This window comes from Neomesorhizobium albiziae, assembly GCF_900114255.1.
GTDB lineage: Bacteria > Pseudomonadota > Alphaproteobacteria > Rhizobiales > Rhizobiaceae > Neomesorhizobium > Neomesorhizobium albiziae.
In genome coordinates this window covers 50,144-67,164 of sequence record NZ_FOSL01000018.1, presented here as the reverse complement: position 1 = coordinate 67,164, position 17,021 = coordinate 50,144, and the positions used below count along the sequence as shown (strand labels likewise).

The following is a 17,021-nucleotide window of genomic DNA, read 5'->3' as shown; positions in this document are numbered from 1 at the left end:
TTTCCTCACCGGCCCTTCCTCAGGCCACCGAAATCCAATCTTCAGCGCTTCCGCCGCAACATACGGGTTCAACGCAACCGGCTCCGTCCCCAGGGCCGCGGTGCGACTGCTACTCTTCCATTGTCGCCATAAGTACGCCGAGGCGGCAGCCCTTCTCGTACTCGGCAAGGTTCACGTATTCCTTGATGGTATGGATCTCGGCCTGGCCTGCACCGATGGTGATGGTGGGAACGCCGTGCTTGTCGAGCCAGTTGGCGTCGAGACCGCCGTTGGAGAACAGATAGACGGGCTCGATGCCGAGCATCGTGAGCGCCTTGGCTGCGCGCTTCACGACAGGACTGTTCTTGCTGAGCTCGAATGGCGGGTAAGCCGCCTTGTGGCTGAACGTCAGCTCGGCCGTGCCTCCCTCATGGTCCCTCACCTCGCCTTGCGCTTTCGCGAACGCCTGCTTGTAGCCGTTGGCGATTTTCGCCGCGAAGGCCGATTCCGGACTGCGCGCCTCGCCCTTGATGAAGACGTAGTCGGTGACGACGTTGGTCGCATCGCCAGCGGCTTTGTCGCCCTTGCCGCCGAATATCCCGACATTGCTGGTTCCCCGGCCGTCTGGCTTGACGACCTTGCCGAACCAGCCCGCCTGCCGCGCCTCTGTCAAGGCGATGGCGCCAACCATCGTGGCCGATATCCCCTTCTCCGGCGCCACGCCGGCGTGGGACGCGCGGCCCTTGATCTCGACTTCCCAGTTCTCCTGCCCGACAGCGCCGATGATTAGCTCCGAAGCGAGTTGCCCGTCGACATTGACGCACATGACCGGTCCGCCGAGTTCGGCTGGGTTCAGCTCGCGCGCTCCATGAAGCCCGCTCTCCTCCCGCACCGTGAAAAGCAGCGTGATCGGCGGATGCGGCAGCTTGTGCTTGATGAGCGTTTCGGCAACCACTACCAGAAGGGCAACCCCGGTACGGGCGTCGCCCCCAAGCGCTGTCGTGCCGTCGGAGACGATGCGATCGCCCTCCCTTCGAGGCTTCGCCCCGGCGCACAGCGGCACCGTGTCCAGGTGGGTGGAAAACAGCAGCCTTGGTCCGCTACGCGTTCCCGGAAGGTCCACGATGAGATTGCCAGTTTCCGTCGGCAGCGGAATGCGCGTATTGGCGTCATCGAAGCGGATTGCCGAAGCCGGCACGCCGGCAGCCTTCAGCGCATCGCTGACGGCCGCCGCGATATTGGCCTCGTATCCGGTCACGCCTTCGACCGAGAGGAACCGCATCAGGTGTTCTTCGGCGCCGGCGATGTCGAGGGGAACAAGATCGGTCATCTGATACATCCCGTGCTTGAGTGGCGCTTTTCGCGTTTCCCTGCGACCCTGCCGCTATAGCCCCCAGGGCAATCCCATTGCTTTCCAGACGGCGAAGAGCGCCGTCCAAAGGACAAACATCCAGGCGACGTAGGGGAGCATCAGCGACACGATTGTGCCAACGCCTGCGGACTTGTCGTACTTCTGGGCAAAACCAACCACCAACGCAAAATAGGCGTTGAGCGGGGTGATCGCATTCATCGGTGAATCGCCGACGCGGTACGCGGCAAGGACCGCTTCCGGCTCGACGCCGAGTTTCATCAAAAGCGGCACGAAGACGGGAGCAAAGATCGCCCATTTCGCGATTGCGCCAGTCAACAGGAGATCAATGATCGCGACCACGACGATAAAGCCAAGCAGGAGAGGCAGAGCCCCGATGTTCGCTGCCTGCAGCGCGCCGGACAGGCTCAAGGCCATGACCGTGCCCATGTTGGTATAGGTGAAGTAAGCGACGAACTGGCTCAGGACAAAGAACAGGAAGATCGTCCCGCCGAGATTCTTGATCGACTTTTCAATTGCCCCAATGACTTCGGTCAAGGTCCGCATCGTACCTGCGCCGATGCCGTACGACCAGCCGGTCACCAGGAATATCAGCATGATCAGCGCGATAAGGCCGTTCATGAAGGGTGAGTTGCCGATGAGTTCGCCGGTCTCGGGATTCCGCAGCGGCGCCCATGCGGGCAAGGTCAGCAGGCAGAAGACGGCGATCAGCCCGATCAGAGCGAACAATGCAAAACGCAATCCGCGGGATTCTTTTTCCGACAGTTCGGCGCTCTGATCGGAAACTGCGCCGTCCCCTGATTGCTCCGGCTTGTATGCTCCGAGCCGCGGTTCGATCATGCGATCGGAGATGAACGCGATGACGATCGTCAGAAACAGCACCGACGCTATGGAGAACCAGACATTCGAGGCCAGGCCGATCGATCTGTTGGGATCGACCAGATGTGCCGCATCGTTGGTGAATTCCACGAGGACTGCATCGAGCGGCTTGATCAGCATGTTGACTGTGAAAGCGCCAGCCACTGCCGCAAAGCCCAGGGCCAGGCCGGCAAGCGGGTGACGCCCGACGGCGAGATAAGCGATACCGGCAAGGGGGATCAGGACCAGATAACCCGCGTCGGCGGCAACGCTGGCGATGATGCCGACAAAGGCAAGGATGTAGGTCAGCGCCCATGGCGGCGACACGATTACAAGCTTTCTGATCAGCGCGGTGACCAGGCCCGATTCCTCCGCCACGCCGGCGCCGATCATCGCCGCAATCATCAGTCCGACCGCGGTGAAGCTCATGAAATTGGGAATGAGCGACGCATACAGGAACCGTATGCCGTCGATGTTCAGCAGGCTGCGGATTTCCGTGGTCGCTGTTTCAATCTCATGCGTTTCCGCGTTGATCCGCTCGAAGCTCACCGCGGCGCCGAACATGCTGAGGATAGCCGACAGAACAATGACGATTGCAATCAGGATCAGGAAGATCACGACCGGATGAGGAACCATGTTCCCCACCCGTTCGACGCCATCGAGAAATCGTTGCATTGCGGTTTTTGGAGCCGCGTTCGCGGTAGACATGTCTGCCTTCTCCGAGTTGGACCAGCTGCGGCAGGTTACGGCTCCGAGCTCGCGCAGCTGGGCAATGCTTTGAGCTTAGCCCTCTGTGACGGCGAGTCATGAGCGCAGAATCCAAAACCTTGGCCGCCTGTCCCGAAAATCGGCGCCGGGTAAGCGGGGCTACGTCGATGGAGAGGTTTGTGATGATGAGCGCCGGCCCCCTCTCCGCCTCGCTTCGCTCGGCACCTCTCCCCCGCTTCGCCGGGGCGAGGAACCACTGCCGCGACGCCGGCACCTTTCCAGCCTGGGTCCTCGCCCCGGGGGAGAGGTGGTTTGCGCAGCAAACCGGCGAGGGGGTCTTTGGTACACGACACGCAGCCCAGGAACGTTACTTGCCGGTCGTCCCAAAACTTTGCCGATAGCCGCGCGGGGTCAGACCCTTCAGCGCCTTGAACTGCCGGTTGAAGTTGGCGAGCGACTGATAACCGACAGCGCCGGCAATATGCGCGATCGGCGTTGTCGTGCCCGACAGCATGGCGCACGCTTCGCCAATCTTCAGCCGCATGATGTAGTCGGAGATCGACACATGCGTATGGCGCCGGAAAAGCCGGTGCAGGCCGGATGGACTGAGAGCGGCGACATCGGCCAGTTCCGACAACGACAATCCCGACGCATAGTGGATATGAATGTGATCGAGGACGCGGTCGATCCGCGTCCGGTCGGTGCCGGTGACGGCCGGCGCGCTTCTGCGGCTGGCCAAGGGCAGCGCGTCCTGGTCATGCGCCAGAATGTTCAGAACCTGCATCAGGCCAAGAAGCCGTTCGTCCGGCGCGCGCGTGAAAAGATCCTCGATCATCGGCCGCACCCGCCTGGCGAAATCGGGCGAGAATTCCAGCCCGGTCACCGCCCGTTCCAGCATCGCCGCGATGGCCTTCAGCTCGACGAACGTCTCGCTCAGCGCGTTCGCCCAGTCGGGCCGAAGCCACATCACCAGCGCGACGTGCGGCGCGCCGGCGTCCACCTTCTCCGTCGAGGACCAGGTGTGTGGAAGGTTCGGTCCGATAAGCACGAGATCGCCGTCCTCATAGGTCCCGATGTGATCGCCGATGAAGCGCTGGCCGCGCGAGTTGAGCGTCAGCGTCAATTCCAGCTCCGGGTGGTGGTGCCACTGAAACGGAATTTCGTCGTCCAGCCGCCGGTTGAGCATGGCCCAGGAGGCGTCGGGCGACGGCTGCACCTTTTCAAGAACCGGCTTCATTGTGACTACTTCGCCAAGAGAACGCCAAGATAGTATCAGAACCGGCACGGCGAGTACAACATTGCGCCGGTCGAGGGGCTAATATTTCTCCGACATCGCAACCGGACAGATCAAAATGGGAGAGGATCATGGCTCACGCGACCGATTTGAAGAAGGACAGCCATCCGACGTCCAAGAAGGTCACCACGCAGCTCAAGGACATCGTCAAGAAATTGCCGCTCCGGGTCTTGAGTCCGGCGGACTGGGAGCACTGGACAACCAAGGGTTATGTGATTGTTCGCGATGCAGTGCCGCAGGATCATGTCCAGCGGCTCGTGGATTTGCTTTGGCGCTTTGACGAAAAGGATCCCAACGACCCGTCGACATGGTACGCGCCGCAGCGGCGCGACCACCAGATGAAGGAGCTGAACGGCGCCGGCATGGTGGAAATCTACAACCACCAGTATCTCTGGGATAACCGCCAGGTACAGCGCGTCTATGACGCCTTCGTCGACATCTGGGACATGGAAGAGCTGTGGGTCGCCATCGACCGCGCCAATCTCAATCCGCCCAAGCAGACGCCGGGCAACGTCAACGGCTTTATCCACTGGGACAGCGACACCTCGCTGCGGCCCTTGCCGATCGGCGTCCAGGGCGTGCTTTCACTGGTCAGGCAGGATGGCGACATCGGCGGCTTCCAGTGCATTCCCGAATTGTTTGCCAATTTCGACGAATGGGAAAAGACCCAGCCGACGGACCGCGACCCGCATCATCCCGACCTCACCGGCCTGACCATCACCAATATCGAGATGAACCCCGGTGACCTCCTGATCTTCAACACGCTTTTGGCGCATGGCGTGCGGCCCAACCGGTCGAAGGACCGCGTCCGCATGGCGCAGTATATTTCGATGTTCCCGGCCGACGAGGACGATCTGGTCGAGCGCACCGAACGCATCAGCTCATGGCGCGACCTGGAAGCGCCGAAGCGGGCTTCCTTCCCGGGCGACCCGCGCGACTGGGAAAAGAAGAATGCGCAAACGGCCAAGCTCTCGCCGCTCGGCGAAAAACTGCTCGGCCTGAAGAACTGGCACTGACCTCAAATCGGAAAGGATCGGCTTGATCAGAGACCGTTTGAAAAATCCGTCAGGGCGTGGCGAAAATGGTGATTTCGAGAACCGGAGCGCAGCGTACATTTGGTACGTGAGCACCGGAAGCGCAGAAATCGCCATTTGCAGCCCGCCATCACGGATTTTCAACGGTCTCTCAGCCTTTGCCGTCTATGTAGCGGTCATAATCGGAGACGAGGAGGTGGAGCGGCGCTTCATCCTCCTCGATGTTCGAGAACCGGCCGATCTTCTGCGCGAAGATGTTGTCGGTCAGGTCGTCGTTCACTGTCGACACTTCGCCGATCAGCACGTCGCCGCCCTCGCCCCAGAATGCATGCCAGACGCCAGGCAACAGGGTCACGCTCTCGCCCGGATCGAGCTTGAGCAGGCTGCCCGCCGGCATGGTGCGGACCACGCCATCGGTCGGCACCGAAACCTCGGCCTGGTCGTCGACGCTGCCGTCCGGACGCGACATGAAGAGCTCGAGCACCAGCTTGCCGCCGCCGCGGTTGATGATGTCTTCGGCCTTCACGATATGCCGGTGCATCGGCGAAAGCTGGTCCTTGCGAGAGATCATGATCTTTTCGGCGTAGAGCATTCCGGTGCCGCGCGTCAGGTCTTCGGCCCTGCCGTTGCGTACCGTGAACAGGAACAGCCCGAGTTCGTCGAATTTCTCCTGGCCATAGTCGGTGATGTCCCAGCCGAGCCGTGCGTCGACGATGCCGGCCGGCCGCCGTTCCTTCAGCACATCCGGCGACCAGTAGGCGAAAGGCGGCATGATGTAGCCGAACGAGCGGATGAAGGCATCGCCCTCGCGGATGATTTCGTTGATACGCGATCGTTTCATCGTGCTTTTCCCTGTGATTGGCCGGCGTCGATGCGCGACGCCGAAATGCGATAATGCGTGGTCCATCGCTCGCCGGCGGAGAACCGTTTGCCCAGCGCCAGCCCTGCCGGCGCATGGCCCGCAAGCGCGGTGCCATCGAAAAATCCGTTGACCGGCTCGATGCCGACGCCACGAAACCGGTTCGACCAGGGCGGCGTGGAGCGGCCGCGGTCGGAAAGCCACATCACCAGCGCCGGGAAATCCCTGCGGTTCCATTCGAGGCGCACGGCAAAGCCATCGTCGGGATAGCCGAGCGCCATCCCGCCATTGGCGCTTTCGATCAGAACGATCTCTTCGCGCAGGTCGGACGGTGGCTGCGAAAGGTCGGCGCTGCCGCCGCCCGCCAGCGGCACCGCGTCCAGCGAACCGAATTCCCTGCCCGCCGCAAGACGCGACACATGGGGTTCGAAAACCCCGGGAAAAGTATGCCCGCGCGAAAACCCGTCCACCGAAAAATGCATGCGCTTGCCGGCGTCCGGCAGCCGGAAAATCGGATGCAGTCCCACCGGCAGCAGGCAGTCCTCGCGGGTGACGACAGTCAGTTCCAGGTCGACCGCGGTTCTTCCGGCGACGCCGCGGATGCGCCGTTCAAGCCGCGCGACCGGGTGGTCTTGCGGATAGTCGATGGCAAGTTCGATCGCGCCCGCCGCTTCGGCGGTGACATGCCAGGGATTGTCGGCGCCAAATCCATGGTGGTCCGGGTCGATATCCGTCGAGCCGAACGGCACGCAGGGCCATTCGCCGCCGAGCGATTTGAGATGGTTCGGGATATGGTCTTGCGTTGTCAGTTCCGGCGCATCGATCCACGGCGCTTCCGCCAGCGGCCGGAAGGAAGAACCGTCATCGAAGGTGAAGACGAGATTATGCAGCGCCGCACCTGTGGCGAAGATTTCGGCATGGCCGCGATCCCAGCCGAGGCGCCAGCGCGGGTCGCGCTTGGCACCAGCGCGAACTTCCGCGGCAACAGCCTGAACGCCAGGCGAAGGCATGGTTCGCCTCACCCGATCCGTTGGCCGCTGGCCGGGTCGAAGAAAACTGCCTTGTCCAGGTTGAAGGCGAGCTTCGCTTTCTGGCCGGCGGCGACGTTGGCGTCGGCGCGCAGCCGCGCGGTGACTTGTTTTCCGCCGAGGCGGGTGACGGCGAAGGTGTCGGAACCGGCCGGCTCCACCACCTCGATCAGGCATTCGCCTTCGGCAATGTTGCGGGCATTGCGGTCGGCGCTGTCGCGGTCGGTCAATGCTTCAGGCCGGACGCCAAAGATCACTTTGCCTCCGTCGTGGCCGGCGAGGCCTGCAGGCGCGTTCGGCACGGTGAGGACCAGGGGTTCGAGGTTGTCGCGCTCGGCCGAGATCGCCACTCCGGATCCGTTCTTGTGAACCGCCACCGGAACCAGGTTCATCGCCGGCGATCCCATGAAGTCGGCGACGAAGGTGTTGGCGGGGTTGTTGTAGATCTCGGCCGGAGTGCCGGACTGCTGCAGGAGCCCGTCCTTCAGTACAGCGATCTTGGTGGCGAGCGTCATCGCCTCGATCTGGTCGTGGGTGACGTAGACGATGGTGGTGCCCATGCGCTGGTGCAGCCGCTTGATCTCGGTGCGCATGTCGACGCGCAGCTTGGCGTCGAGGTTGGACAGCGGTTCGTCGAACAGAAAAAGCTTCGGGTCCCGCACCAGCGCCCGGCCGATGGCGACGCGCTGGCGCTGGCCGCCGGAAAGCTGGCTCGGCCGACGGTCGAGCAGATGACCTATCTGCAGCATGTCCGATACCTGGCCGATCGCCTTATCACGCACGGCCTTGGGCACGCCGCGGATTTCCATGCCGAAGGCGATGTTCTGCGCCACAGTCATGTTGGGATAGAGCGCGTAGGACTGGAATACCATGGCGATATCGCGCTTCGAAGGGTGCAGCCCGTCGATGCCGCGTCCGTCGATGCTGATCGACCCGCCGGTAATCGTCTCCAGCCCGGCGATTGAGTTCAGCAATGTCGACTTGCCGCAGCCTGACGGCCCGACGAGCACCAGGAAGCCGCCCTTGTCGATCTCGAGGTCGATGCCTTTCAGCACCGAGACCTTGCCGAACGACTTTTCGAGATTGCGGATTTCGAGAAACGCCATGTTTATCCCTTCACAGCGCCAGCCATCAGGCCGCGCACGAAATAGCGTCCCGACACGATGTAGACGACCAGCGTCGGCAGCGCCGCCAGTATCGCGCCGGCAAAATGCACGTTGTATTCCTTCACGCCGCTCGACGAACTGACGAGATTGTTGAGAGCGACGGTCATCGGCTGGGAGTCGAAATCGCCGAACGAGGCGCCGAACAGGAAATCGTTCCAGATGTTGGTGAATTGCCAGATCACCGTGACCACGATGATCGGCCCCGACGACGGCAACAGGATCCGCCGGAAAATCTGGAAGAACGTCGCGCCGTCGATCTGCGCGGCCTTCACCAGCTCGGTCGGAAATGCCGCGTAGTAGTTGCGGAAGAACAGCGTGGTGAAACCCAGGCCATAGACGACGTGGATGAGCACCAGGCCTTGCGTCGTGCCGGCGATGCCTAGAAGGCCGAGAATGCGCGCGGCCGGGATGAGAGCGATCTGGAACGGGATGAAGCAGGCAAGCAGCATCAGCCCGAAAATCGTGTTGTCGCCGCGAAACCGCCACTTGGTCAGCACGAAACCGTTGAGCGCGCCGAGCAGCGTCGAGATGGCGACGGCCGGCACCACCATCAGGATCGAGTTCAGGAAGTATGGTTTCAGCCCGGTTGCCTGGACGCCGATCTGTGCCGTCGACCACGCGCTTGACCACGGTTCGAACGTCAACTGCTGCGGCAGCGCCAGCATGTTGCCGCCGCGTATTTCGTCGAGCGGCTTCAGCGAATTGACGACCATCACGTAGAACGGCAGCAGGTAGTAGACCGCAAACAGGATCAGCGCGATGTAGATGGCGACGCGGGCGGGAACGTTCGTGCGCACCGCATTGTCGGGTGAGGCCTGGCTCATTGGCGCGGCCCTCCGCGCAGTTCCGAATAGAGATAGGGGATGATGATGGAGAAGATCATCACCAGCATGATGATCGCCGACGAGGCGCCGATGCCCATCGAGTTGCGGGTGAAGGTGTAGGAGTACATGAAGGTGGCCGGCAATTCGGTCGCCTGCCCCGGCCCGCCGCCGGTCAGCGCCACGACCAGGTCGTACGACTTGATGGCGAGGTGCGCGAGCACCACGAAAGCCGACAGGAACACCGGCCGCATCAGAGGAATGATGATGCGGCGGTAGATCGTCGCCGTCGAGGCGCCATCTATCTGCGCCGCCTTGATGATCTCGTTGTCGACGCCGCGCAGGCCGGCCAGGAACATTGCCATCACGAAACCCGACGATTGCCAGACCGCGGCGATGACCACGGTGTAGATCGCCATCTGGCGGTCCTTGATCCAGGTGAATGAAAAGCTTTCCCAGCCCCAGTGGTGCATGACGCTTTCCAGCCCGATGCCGGGATCGAGGAACCACTTCCAGGCCGTGCCCGTGACGATGAAGGAAAGCGCCATCGGATAGAGGTAGATCGGCCGCAAAAAACCTTCCGCACGGATCTTCTGGTCAAGCAGGATCGCCAGCAGCAGGCCGAGCACCGAACAGATCACGATGTAGAGCGAACCGAAAATGGCAAGGTTGGTCACCGCGCGCCACCAATGCGGCAGCTTCCACAGCTTCTCGTAGTTTTCGAGGCCGACGAAGCCGTAAGACGGCAGCATCTTGGAATCGGTCAGCGACAGGTAACCCGTGTAAAAGATAAATGCGTAGACGAAGACGAGTATCGCCGCGAAGCTCGGTGCAAGCACCAGTTTCGGGATGGCATTCTGCAGCTGTACACGGGTCGGCATGCGGTGGCTCCGCGGGCACCGGCGCGCCGATGCAGGAAAGGCGGGGCGCCCGGAAACCTGTCCCGGATGCCCCGCGATGAATGGCGCAGCGCCTAGGCGCTGCGCCGCGCGTATTTGGCTACTTGGCCGCTTCGACCGCCGCTGCGAATTCGGCCGGAGCAGCGTCCGTGGTGATCTCCCCGTTGAAGTGGCGCGTGATGACGTCATACATCGCGTTCTTGATCGACGCCGGAACCGCATGGCCATGCGCCATGGAACCGAACAGCGTGCCCTTCTCGTTGGCCTCGGCCAGGTCGGCCATGCCCTTCTTGCCGCAATCGTCGAAATCGGTGTTCGGCACGTCGGTGCGTGCCGGGACCGAACCCTTGACCACGTTGAAGGCCGACTGGAACTTAGGGTCCTCGATGGCCGAGGCCATCATCAGTTGCGCCTTCTTCTTGTCGTCTCCGACCTTGAACATCATGAACTGGTCGGAGTTGAACGTGACCGCACCCTGGGTGCCGGGAAAGCGGATGCAAACAAAGTCGGTGCCCGGCTTCTGGCCGGCTTTGAGGAACTCGCCCTTGGCCCAGTCGCCCATCATCTGGGCGCCGCCCTTGCCTTCGATCACCATCGCCGACGCGAGGTTCCAGTCGCGGCCGGAGAAGTTGTCGTCAACGTAGGAACGCAGCTTCTCCATGCGCCCGAAGGCTTCCTTCATCTTGTCGCCACTGAGGGCGGCCGGGTCAAGATCGATCATCGACGCCTTGTAGAAGTCGGTCCCGAGCGACAGCACGACTGCGTCGAACAGCGTCGCATCCTGCCAGGGCTGGCCGCCGTGAGCGAGCGGCGTGATGCCGTTTGCCTTCATCTTGTCGAGCATGGCGATGAACTCGTCCCAGTTCGCCGGCTCTTTGCCGCCCGCCGCATCCAGCGCCTTCTTGGAGATCCAGACCCAGTTGGTCGAGTGCACGTTGACCGGGGCAGCGATCCACTTGCCGTCATATTTGGAGAAGTTCTGCAGCGCGGTCGGGACGACCTTGTCCCAGCCCTCGGCCGTAGCGACTTCCGAAAGGTCGCCGACAACGCCCTGCTTGGCCCAGTCGGTGATGTCGAAGCCGAGCGCCTGCACGGCCGTCGGTGGGTTTTCCGCGGTGACGCGCGCGCGCAGGGCCGTCATCGCGGCTTCGCCGCCGCCGCCGGCAACCGGCATGTCGGCCCAGGTGACGCCCTTCGATTCGAGATCCTTCTTCAGCACGTCAAGCGCGGCTGCTTCGCCGCCCGACGTCCACCAGTGCAGAACCTCGACATTGTCCGCCGCCTTGGCGCTGCCAAGGCTGAGCGCGAGCACGGCCGCGCCTGCGGCAAGCTTCACAACTTTGTTGAATGACATGGAATCCTCCCAAAAGGCCTAGCCTCATGTCGGGCCGGCTGGGAAATTTATAACGATATAATTCCCCCTTGAGTCAAGCCACCCCTGCAGAGTTTCCGCCACCGGTAATCAAATATTTGAAATTTAATTACTATTTCTAGTGAAGAAGTAGCCCATCACCCGCATTTGCAAGCTCTGCATTTCCAATTATAACGATATAAGTCCCATGCGCGATACCGGTCGCCGGAACACGAGAGACGAATGGACGGAACCGAAAGCACGGGAAAGCGCGAAACGGGCGACGACGGCTCCGGCAAGCCGACGCTGCGCACGATCGCCGAACTGACCGGCCTTGCCGTGACCACCGTGTCGCGGGCGCTCGGCGGCGCACCGCAGATCGCATTGGAGACGCGCGAAAAGGTTCAGCGCGTCGCCGCCGAGATCGGCTACCTGCCCGACCGCGCGGCGCAGCGGCTCCGCACCGGGCGCACCAATGTGATCAGCCTGGTGCTCGACCCGCACGATGAAATCCTCGGCTTCGGCAGCTCGCTGGTCAGCGGCCTCACTGATGCGCTTCGCGACACGTCCTATCATCTGGTCATCACGCCGCACTTTGCCAATGTGCCGGCCATCGACCCGGTGCGCTACATCATGCGCAACCGCATGGCGGACGGCATCGTCTTCTCGCGCACCGAACCCTTCGACGCCCGCGTCAAGCTGCTGACCGAGAACGGTTTCCCCTTTATCTGCCACGGGCGCACCGAGCTAACCGCCGCCCATCCCTATGTCGACTACAACAACTTCAGCTTCGCCTATGAGGCGACCAAGCGGCTGATCGCCAAAGGCCGGAAGCGCCTGGCAATCATTTTGCCGCCGCGCCGGTTCACGTTCTTCCAGCACATCCAGTACGGCTTCATGAGCGCCGTGCGCGAAAGCGGCATCGACTTCGAAATCGCCGAAGGCGTTGACCTCGACAGTCCGTCGGCCGACATCCAGGCGCAGGTGTTTTACCGTACCGCCGAACCGAACCCGCCGGACGGCTACATCTGTGGCGGCGAAGTCTCTGCCCTCGCTGTGATGGCAGCACTGAGCGACCGCGGACTGGTGGCGGGTTCCGACGTCGACATCGTCGCCAAGCAGACATCTGGCCTCTTCAACCTGATCCGGCCGCGCATCGACACGATCTACGAGGACATCGCCGATGCCGGGCGTCAGATGGGCCGACTGCTCCTGCGTCGCATCGCCGACGAACCCGCTGAGGATTTACAGTCCCTGCAGCAGCCGCGGTTGAATTTCAGCCAATTGACCTGACGCTTGCGCCGGCCTTTCGTGAGCTGTGTAAACAAAATATTAAAGTTTGACATGAGGGTTTGATGTCTGATTCCTCTGAGGTTAAATTAGACCCGAATCAGCCGAGCCTCGGGGGCGCGGCGAACCTCTGAAATGCAACTCGGACCGGGCCAATCCCGGGGCCAGCGCGGATGGTTTCGCAGCGGTATCTTGGGATTCCGGATTGTCGGGTGCCGTAGTCCTTCGGGGCGTCGTCTTCGTAAACAGTGTGCGTGTGTGAATTTCGGGAGTGGCGCAGCCAAGACCGGAAGTCGAAATCGATTCCAGCATTGGTCCAATGACAACCCTCGCCGCGCAAGAAGGAAAGTCCGCCGCCGCCAGCAACCTGGCCACCCGCGGCGATTTAAGCGACTTTCTCGGCCGGGCATGCCGCGACTGTGGCGCCGACAGCTACATGCTGGTCACCGTGCTGCATGACCAGGACAAAAGCGATGTGCGCATCATCAGCTCGAACTGGATCTACGATACGATCCAGGCCATTGGGCAGGGCCTGATCGCAGTCATCGCGCAAAGCGCCTACACAACATCGGCCGGCCTGCGGCCACGTTCGATACGGACGGACCAGGCATCCGCGGGACCGACGATCCTGTCCTCGGAGCAAGCCTTCCTGCTCCACCGCAACGGTCATTCCGAACTCTATTGCATGCGGCTCAACGTCGTCCGCTCGCACGCCTTCCTGCTGGTTTCCTCAAAGCTGCCGGAGCGGATCGACCTGCAGGCGCTCTGGAGACTGCAATTGCAATGCTCCTACGCGCTGGCGCAGATTCCACATCTGCTGGCGGGGGCCGCTCATCAGGACCCGCTGTCCGATCGCGAGCGCGAATGCCTGCTTTGGGTATCGGAGGGCAAGACCACGGACGAGGTGGCTGTCATACTCGGCGTCTCGTCCAACACCGTGAACAGCTACATCACCCACGCGATCCAGAAGTTCGCCGCCAGCAATCGCGCAATGGCCATAGCGACCGCAATCAGGAACGGCATCATCTAATGGTAGCAACCGCGAGCCAAACCCGCCCGGGCAGCGATTATCGGACCACCGGTGCAATCCCTCCGCCGCCGAAAATCCAGCCTGCCGTTTCGATGAATGACGCGGCGCGGCGCTGCCGCATCATCGCCGCCGACATCAACGCTGCCGAGTGCGCGGTTTTCCTGATCGGCCCGTCGGTGGAGCGGGGCCGTCTGGTGCCTTGCTTCGACGCCGAATATCCGAGCATAGCGGCGACAACGAAACTTTTGTCGATTAGATCCGGCGAGATCATCGTCAAACACGCGCTGGTTTCGCCGGCGCCGTTCTGGTGGTCGTCCAACACTGCCTCAGCATCGGCCGCCGGTTTCCGCCAGCTCGCCTGGGCTGTCGAGACCGAACCATGCCTTCCCGGCACTTCGGGCCTGGCGTTTCCGGTCCAGGCGGAGCATGGCCAGTTCGGCATCGTGCTCTTCATGGGTTCCTCCATCATCATCGACGAGCCGTCTCTTTGCGACGTACACGCGCGTAGTTTCGCGCTGTTCGGCGCTGTCGCCCGGCTACGGTCGTCGGAACATCGCGCGGCGCCGTCGATTTCCAAACGTGAACTCGAATGCCTGCGGCTGACGGCAAACGGCCATACCAGCGATGACATCGCCAGATTGCTCGGCCTTTCCGTCCACACTGCCAACCAGTACCTCAGCAACGCCACCCAGAAGCTGAATGCCGTCAACCGCATGCATGCGGTCGCCAAGGCGCTGCGGCTCAGCCTGATCGAGTAGCCGGCTATCCAGCGAGGCGCAGCGGCGCGGTCTTGCGGATCCGCGCGTCCTCCAGCGTCCTTTCGAGGAATGCGGTATTGTCGTCCGGGTCCGGCGACGCATCGTCGAACGCCACGTAATTGACCTCTACCGATGCGTGCTCGGCGGTCAGCGTCAGCTGGAAGTAGACGGTTGCGCCGCGTGGCCTGAGCTCGAGATCGAGCACTATGCTCGGATACGCCGTCCAGCCGACATGCGCTTCTCCGCCATGGCCGAGCCTAATGGTACCCGGCATGAAATAGAGCTCCGCCGCCGAATCCACGATATCGGCGATGCAGGCCAGACTCTCCAGGCGAATGAACGCGATGTAGTCGGCGACGTCGACCAGCCTCAGCTCGCTGACGACCTGTTGGATGGCGTTTGCCACGATGATCTCGCGGCTGTTGGAATGCGGCTGACGGTTCATGTCGTCCCTCTGCGCGGCGACGCTTTCGATTTGTTTCCGTAGACGATGCGCACGAGTTCCGCGACCGCCTGGTAGAATTGAGCTGGGATCATGCTATCGACCGAAACTTGTTTGTACATGGAGCGGGCGAGAGCGACGTCCTCGAAAACCGGGATGCCATTGGCCTCCGCGATTTCCCTGATCTTCAGCGCGACGAGATCCTGCCCCTTGGCCAGAACGACCGGCGCCGCATCCTCGTCGCGCACATATTTCAACGCGATGGCAAAGTGCGTCGGGTTGGCGATGACCAGCGTGGCGTTCGGCACCGCGCCCATCATGCGGTTGCGGGCGCGGTCGCGTGCCAGCGACCGCATGCGCGACTTGATAATCGGGTCGCCGTCGCTCTGCTTGTGTTCGTCCTTCACCTCCTGACGTGTCATCCGTAGTTCCTGCCGCCAGTGGAAGCGTGACCAGATCAGGTCGGCGACGGCGATCGCCGTCATAACAAGGGTGATGGAAACCAGGACGTCGATGGCGACGTCGCGGATGACCAGGCCGAAGACCACGGGATTGGTGATCATCCCCGAGAGCAATTGATGCCTGGCCTCGCCCACGGCAAAAGCCAGCACAGCAATCACGAAGCACAGCTTGCCAAGCGATTTGATAAATTCGGCGATGCCTTGCGCGCCGAACAGTCGCTTCCAGCCCCCCGAGAGCGAGATTCGCGACGCCTGCGGGCGGATACGCTCGAGCACAAAGGCCGGCGCATGCTGAATGACGGATGCGATCACGCCGGCGGCGATCAGCAGGATCATCATCGCGCCCAGCATCCGTGCGATCTCGACCAGCACGATGCGATAAAGCGCCACCACATCGTGTTCGGTAGCCAGCGGCCATGCTTCCGGCTTTTCCAGAAACATTGCCAGGAACATGCCAAGACGCGCGATGTCCTCCTGCGCGAAAAAGACCGCGAACACCAGGATCGCGATGAACGAAGCGAGCAGCGGCGCTTCCTTCGAGTGGGCTACCTTGCCCTTCTCGATCGTATCCTGGATTTTCTTCTCGGTTGCTTCTTCTGTTTTGCTGTCTTTGTCGACTGCATCGGACATGGCGCACCTAAACGGGGGTCAGCGGCAGTCAGGCTGCGTCTTGGACAAAAGGCAGCGTGAACGCGCCTTCGCTTGCCATGCGGATGGCCGTGGTCGCGATCGTCTTGCGGGCGCGATTGATGTCGTCCTGGGGAATTCCTTCGGCGCTGCTGTTAAGCTCCGACTCGACCATCCTGCGCGAGCGCTGGCTGATCGCCGACAGGATGGATTCGGCAAGCCCCGTTGGCGCGCCACGCAACGCCAGCGTAACGATCTCCGTCGAGATGCCGTCAAACAGCGCGGTGCGCGCCTTCTGGGTCAGGAGTTCTATGTCTTCGAAGGCGAACAGGCGGGCCCGGACACCATCGAGATCGCCAGTGCCGAACTCTTCGAGCTCCTTCATGAACTCGTCGAGCTGTGTCTTGTCCAGCTCGTTGAGCACGCTGGCGACACGCGCCTGTCCGGCGGAAATGTCCTTGCCGCCGGTATCGGTCAAGACGCGCGTGCGAATCTGGTTCTCGACAACGCGGATGGCCGCGTCCGGAACGCTGGTCATTGTCATCAGGCGTTTGATGATGTCGCTGCGCACCGGCTTTTCCAGGGTCAGGAGCACGTTGGCCGAAGCTGACGGCGCCAGCTTGGACAGTACCATGGCAGCTGTCTGCGGGTGCTCGCTGGCAAGGAACACACCAAGCCTCACCGGCTCGAGTTTTTCGAGCTGCGGCCACACCGACGGGGGGCCTTCCTGCTTGACGACAGGCGCCTCGTTGCCCATCAGGGCGCTGACCTCTTCGGGCGAGAGCGACTCGTTGAGTATGGTGTCCATCTTGTCGGCGGAATCGAGAAGGCCGGCACCTTCAGTGAACTCCGCCTCGAATTCGGCGACGATCTTCTCGAGATCGCTTTGCGGGATGGTGCGCAGCAGGCGCGCTCCCTCGATCAGTGCCCTCAGTTCCTCCTGCTTGAAGAATTTCAAGAGGCGGCTGGCCGACGGCTTGCCCATCGCCACCAGGATGGCGGCGGCCTTCTGAGCCCGTGTCAAAGCAGCGATCTGGCTCATGTCGG

General features: G+C 62.1%; 16 protein-coding genes. 4 read left to right on the top strand and 12 right to left on the bottom strand.

The window, feature by feature from the left end; genetic code table 11:
• Positions 1-109: 109 nt before the first annotated feature.
• The 3 genes from F3H98_RS22700 to F3H98_RS22690 all read right to left on the bottom strand — a co-directional run bounded on the left by F3H98_RS22700 (position 110) and on the right by F3H98_RS22690 (position 4,151).
• Positions 110-1,309 carry a M20/M25/M40 family metallo-hydrolase gene (locus F3H98_RS22700; RefSeq protein WP_425294866.1) on the bottom strand — a complete coding sequence of 400 codons (1,200 nt, stop codon included), beginning with the start codon at positions 1,307-1,309 and terminating at the stop codon, positions 110-112.
• Between the two features lie 54 nt (positions 1,310-1,363).
• Positions 1,364-2,914, bottom strand: coding sequence for an AbgT family transporter (locus F3H98_RS22695; protein WP_149762611.1), 1,551 nt, complete (start codon positions 2,912-2,914; stop codon positions 1,364-1,366).
• Positions 2,915-3,281: 367 nt separating this feature from the next.
• Positions 3,282-4,151, bottom strand: coding sequence for a helix-turn-helix domain-containing protein (locus tag F3H98_RS22690; protein ID WP_149762610.1), 870 nt, complete (start codon positions 4,149-4,151; stop codon positions 3,282-3,284).
• Between the two features lie 128 nt (positions 4,152-4,279).
• On the opposite strand from F3H98_RS22690, the gene F3H98_RS22685 reads away from it, so the two are divergent.
• Positions 4,280-5,224, top strand: a complete 945-nt coding sequence (locus tag F3H98_RS22685) for a phytanoyl-CoA dioxygenase family protein (RefSeq protein ID WP_149762609.1) — start codon at positions 4,280-4,282, stop codon at positions 5,222-5,224.
• A gap of 169 nt (positions 5,225-5,393) precedes the next feature.
• On the opposite strand, the gene F3H98_RS22680 is transcribed toward F3H98_RS22685, so the two are convergent.
• The 6 genes from F3H98_RS22680 to F3H98_RS22655 form a co-directional block, all read right to left on the bottom strand.
• Entirely contained in the window at positions 5,394-6,083 is a 690-nt protein-coding gene (locus F3H98_RS22680; RefSeq protein WP_149762608.1) for a D-lyxose/D-mannose family sugar isomerase, read from the bottom strand.
• Positions 6,080-7,111, bottom strand: coding sequence for an aldose epimerase family protein (locus F3H98_RS22675; protein WP_149762607.1), 1,032 nt, complete (start codon positions 7,109-7,111; stop codon positions 6,080-6,082). Before F3H98_RS22675 ends, F3H98_RS22680 begins: the two co-directional genes overlap by 4 nt.
• Before the next feature lie 8 nt (positions 7,112-7,119).
• Positions 7,120-8,235 carry an ABC transporter ATP-binding protein gene (locus F3H98_RS22670; protein ID WP_149762606.1) on the bottom strand — a complete coding sequence of 372 codons (1,116 nt, stop codon included), beginning with the start codon at positions 8,233-8,235 and terminating at the stop codon, positions 7,120-7,122.
• 2 nt (positions 8,236-8,237) lie between these two features.
• Positions 8,238-9,119 (bottom strand): carbohydrate ABC transporter permease, encoded by an 882-nt coding sequence (locus F3H98_RS22665; RefSeq protein WP_149762605.1) that lies wholly within the window; start codon positions 9,117-9,119, stop codon positions 8,238-8,240.
• The gene (locus tag F3H98_RS22660) at positions 9,116-9,997 is read right to left on the bottom strand and encodes a carbohydrate ABC transporter permease (protein ID WP_149762604.1); all 882 of its coding nucleotides are present in this window, start codon (positions 9,995-9,997) and stop codon (positions 9,116-9,118) included. Before F3H98_RS22660 ends, F3H98_RS22665 begins: the two co-directional genes overlap by 4 nt.
• Before the next feature lie 118 nt (positions 9,998-10,115).
• Positions 10,116-11,369, bottom strand: coding sequence for an ABC transporter substrate-binding protein (locus tag F3H98_RS22655; RefSeq protein ID WP_149762603.1), 1,254 nt, complete (start codon positions 11,367-11,369; stop codon positions 10,116-10,118).
• 240 nt (positions 11,370-11,609) lie between these two features.
• Between F3H98_RS22655 and F3H98_RS22650 the strand changes: the two genes are divergently transcribed.
• The 3 genes from F3H98_RS22650 to F3H98_RS22640 all read left to right on the top strand — a co-directional run bounded on the left by F3H98_RS22650 (position 11,610) and on the right by F3H98_RS22640 (position 14,444).
• Positions 11,610-12,659 carry a LacI family transcriptional regulator gene (locus tag F3H98_RS22650; protein WP_149762602.1) on the top strand — a complete coding sequence of 350 codons (1,050 nt, stop codon included), beginning with the start codon at positions 11,610-11,612 and terminating at the stop codon, positions 12,657-12,659.
• Positions 12,660-12,975: 316 nt separating this feature from the next.
• Complete coding sequence (locus F3H98_RS22645) at positions 12,976-13,686, top strand: helix-turn-helix transcriptional regulator (protein ID WP_149762601.1); 711 nt, start codon at positions 12,976-12,978, stop codon at positions 13,684-13,686.
• Positions 13,686-14,444 carry a helix-turn-helix transcriptional regulator gene (locus F3H98_RS22640; protein ID WP_244621850.1) on the top strand — a complete coding sequence of 253 codons (759 nt, stop codon included), beginning with the start codon at positions 13,686-13,688 and terminating at the stop codon, positions 14,442-14,444. Before F3H98_RS22645 ends, F3H98_RS22640 begins: the two co-directional genes overlap by 1 nt.
• A 4-nt stretch (positions 14,445-14,448) precedes the next feature.
• Here the strand turns inward: F3H98_RS22640 and F3H98_RS22635 are convergent, their stop codons facing one another.
• From F3H98_RS22635 to F3H98_RS22625, 3 genes are read right to left on the bottom strand one after another with little or no spacing between them, the layout of a single operon-like run.
• A complete protein-coding gene (locus tag F3H98_RS22635) occupies positions 14,449-14,889 on the bottom strand; it encodes a hypothetical protein (protein ID WP_149762600.1) in 441 nt (146 codons plus the stop codon).
• Positions 14,886-15,977, bottom strand: a complete 1,092-nt coding sequence (flhB, locus tag F3H98_RS22630; protein ID WP_149762599.1) for a flagellar biosynthesis protein FlhB — start codon at positions 15,975-15,977, stop codon at positions 14,886-14,888. Before flhB ends, F3H98_RS22635 begins: the two co-directional genes overlap by 4 nt.
• Before the next feature lie 28 nt (positions 15,978-16,005).
• A complete protein-coding gene (locus F3H98_RS22625; RefSeq protein ID WP_149762598.1) occupies positions 16,006-17,016 on the bottom strand; it encodes a flagellar motor switch protein FliG in 1,011 nt (336 codons plus the stop codon).
• Between the last annotated feature and the right edge of the window lie 5 nt (positions 17,017-17,021).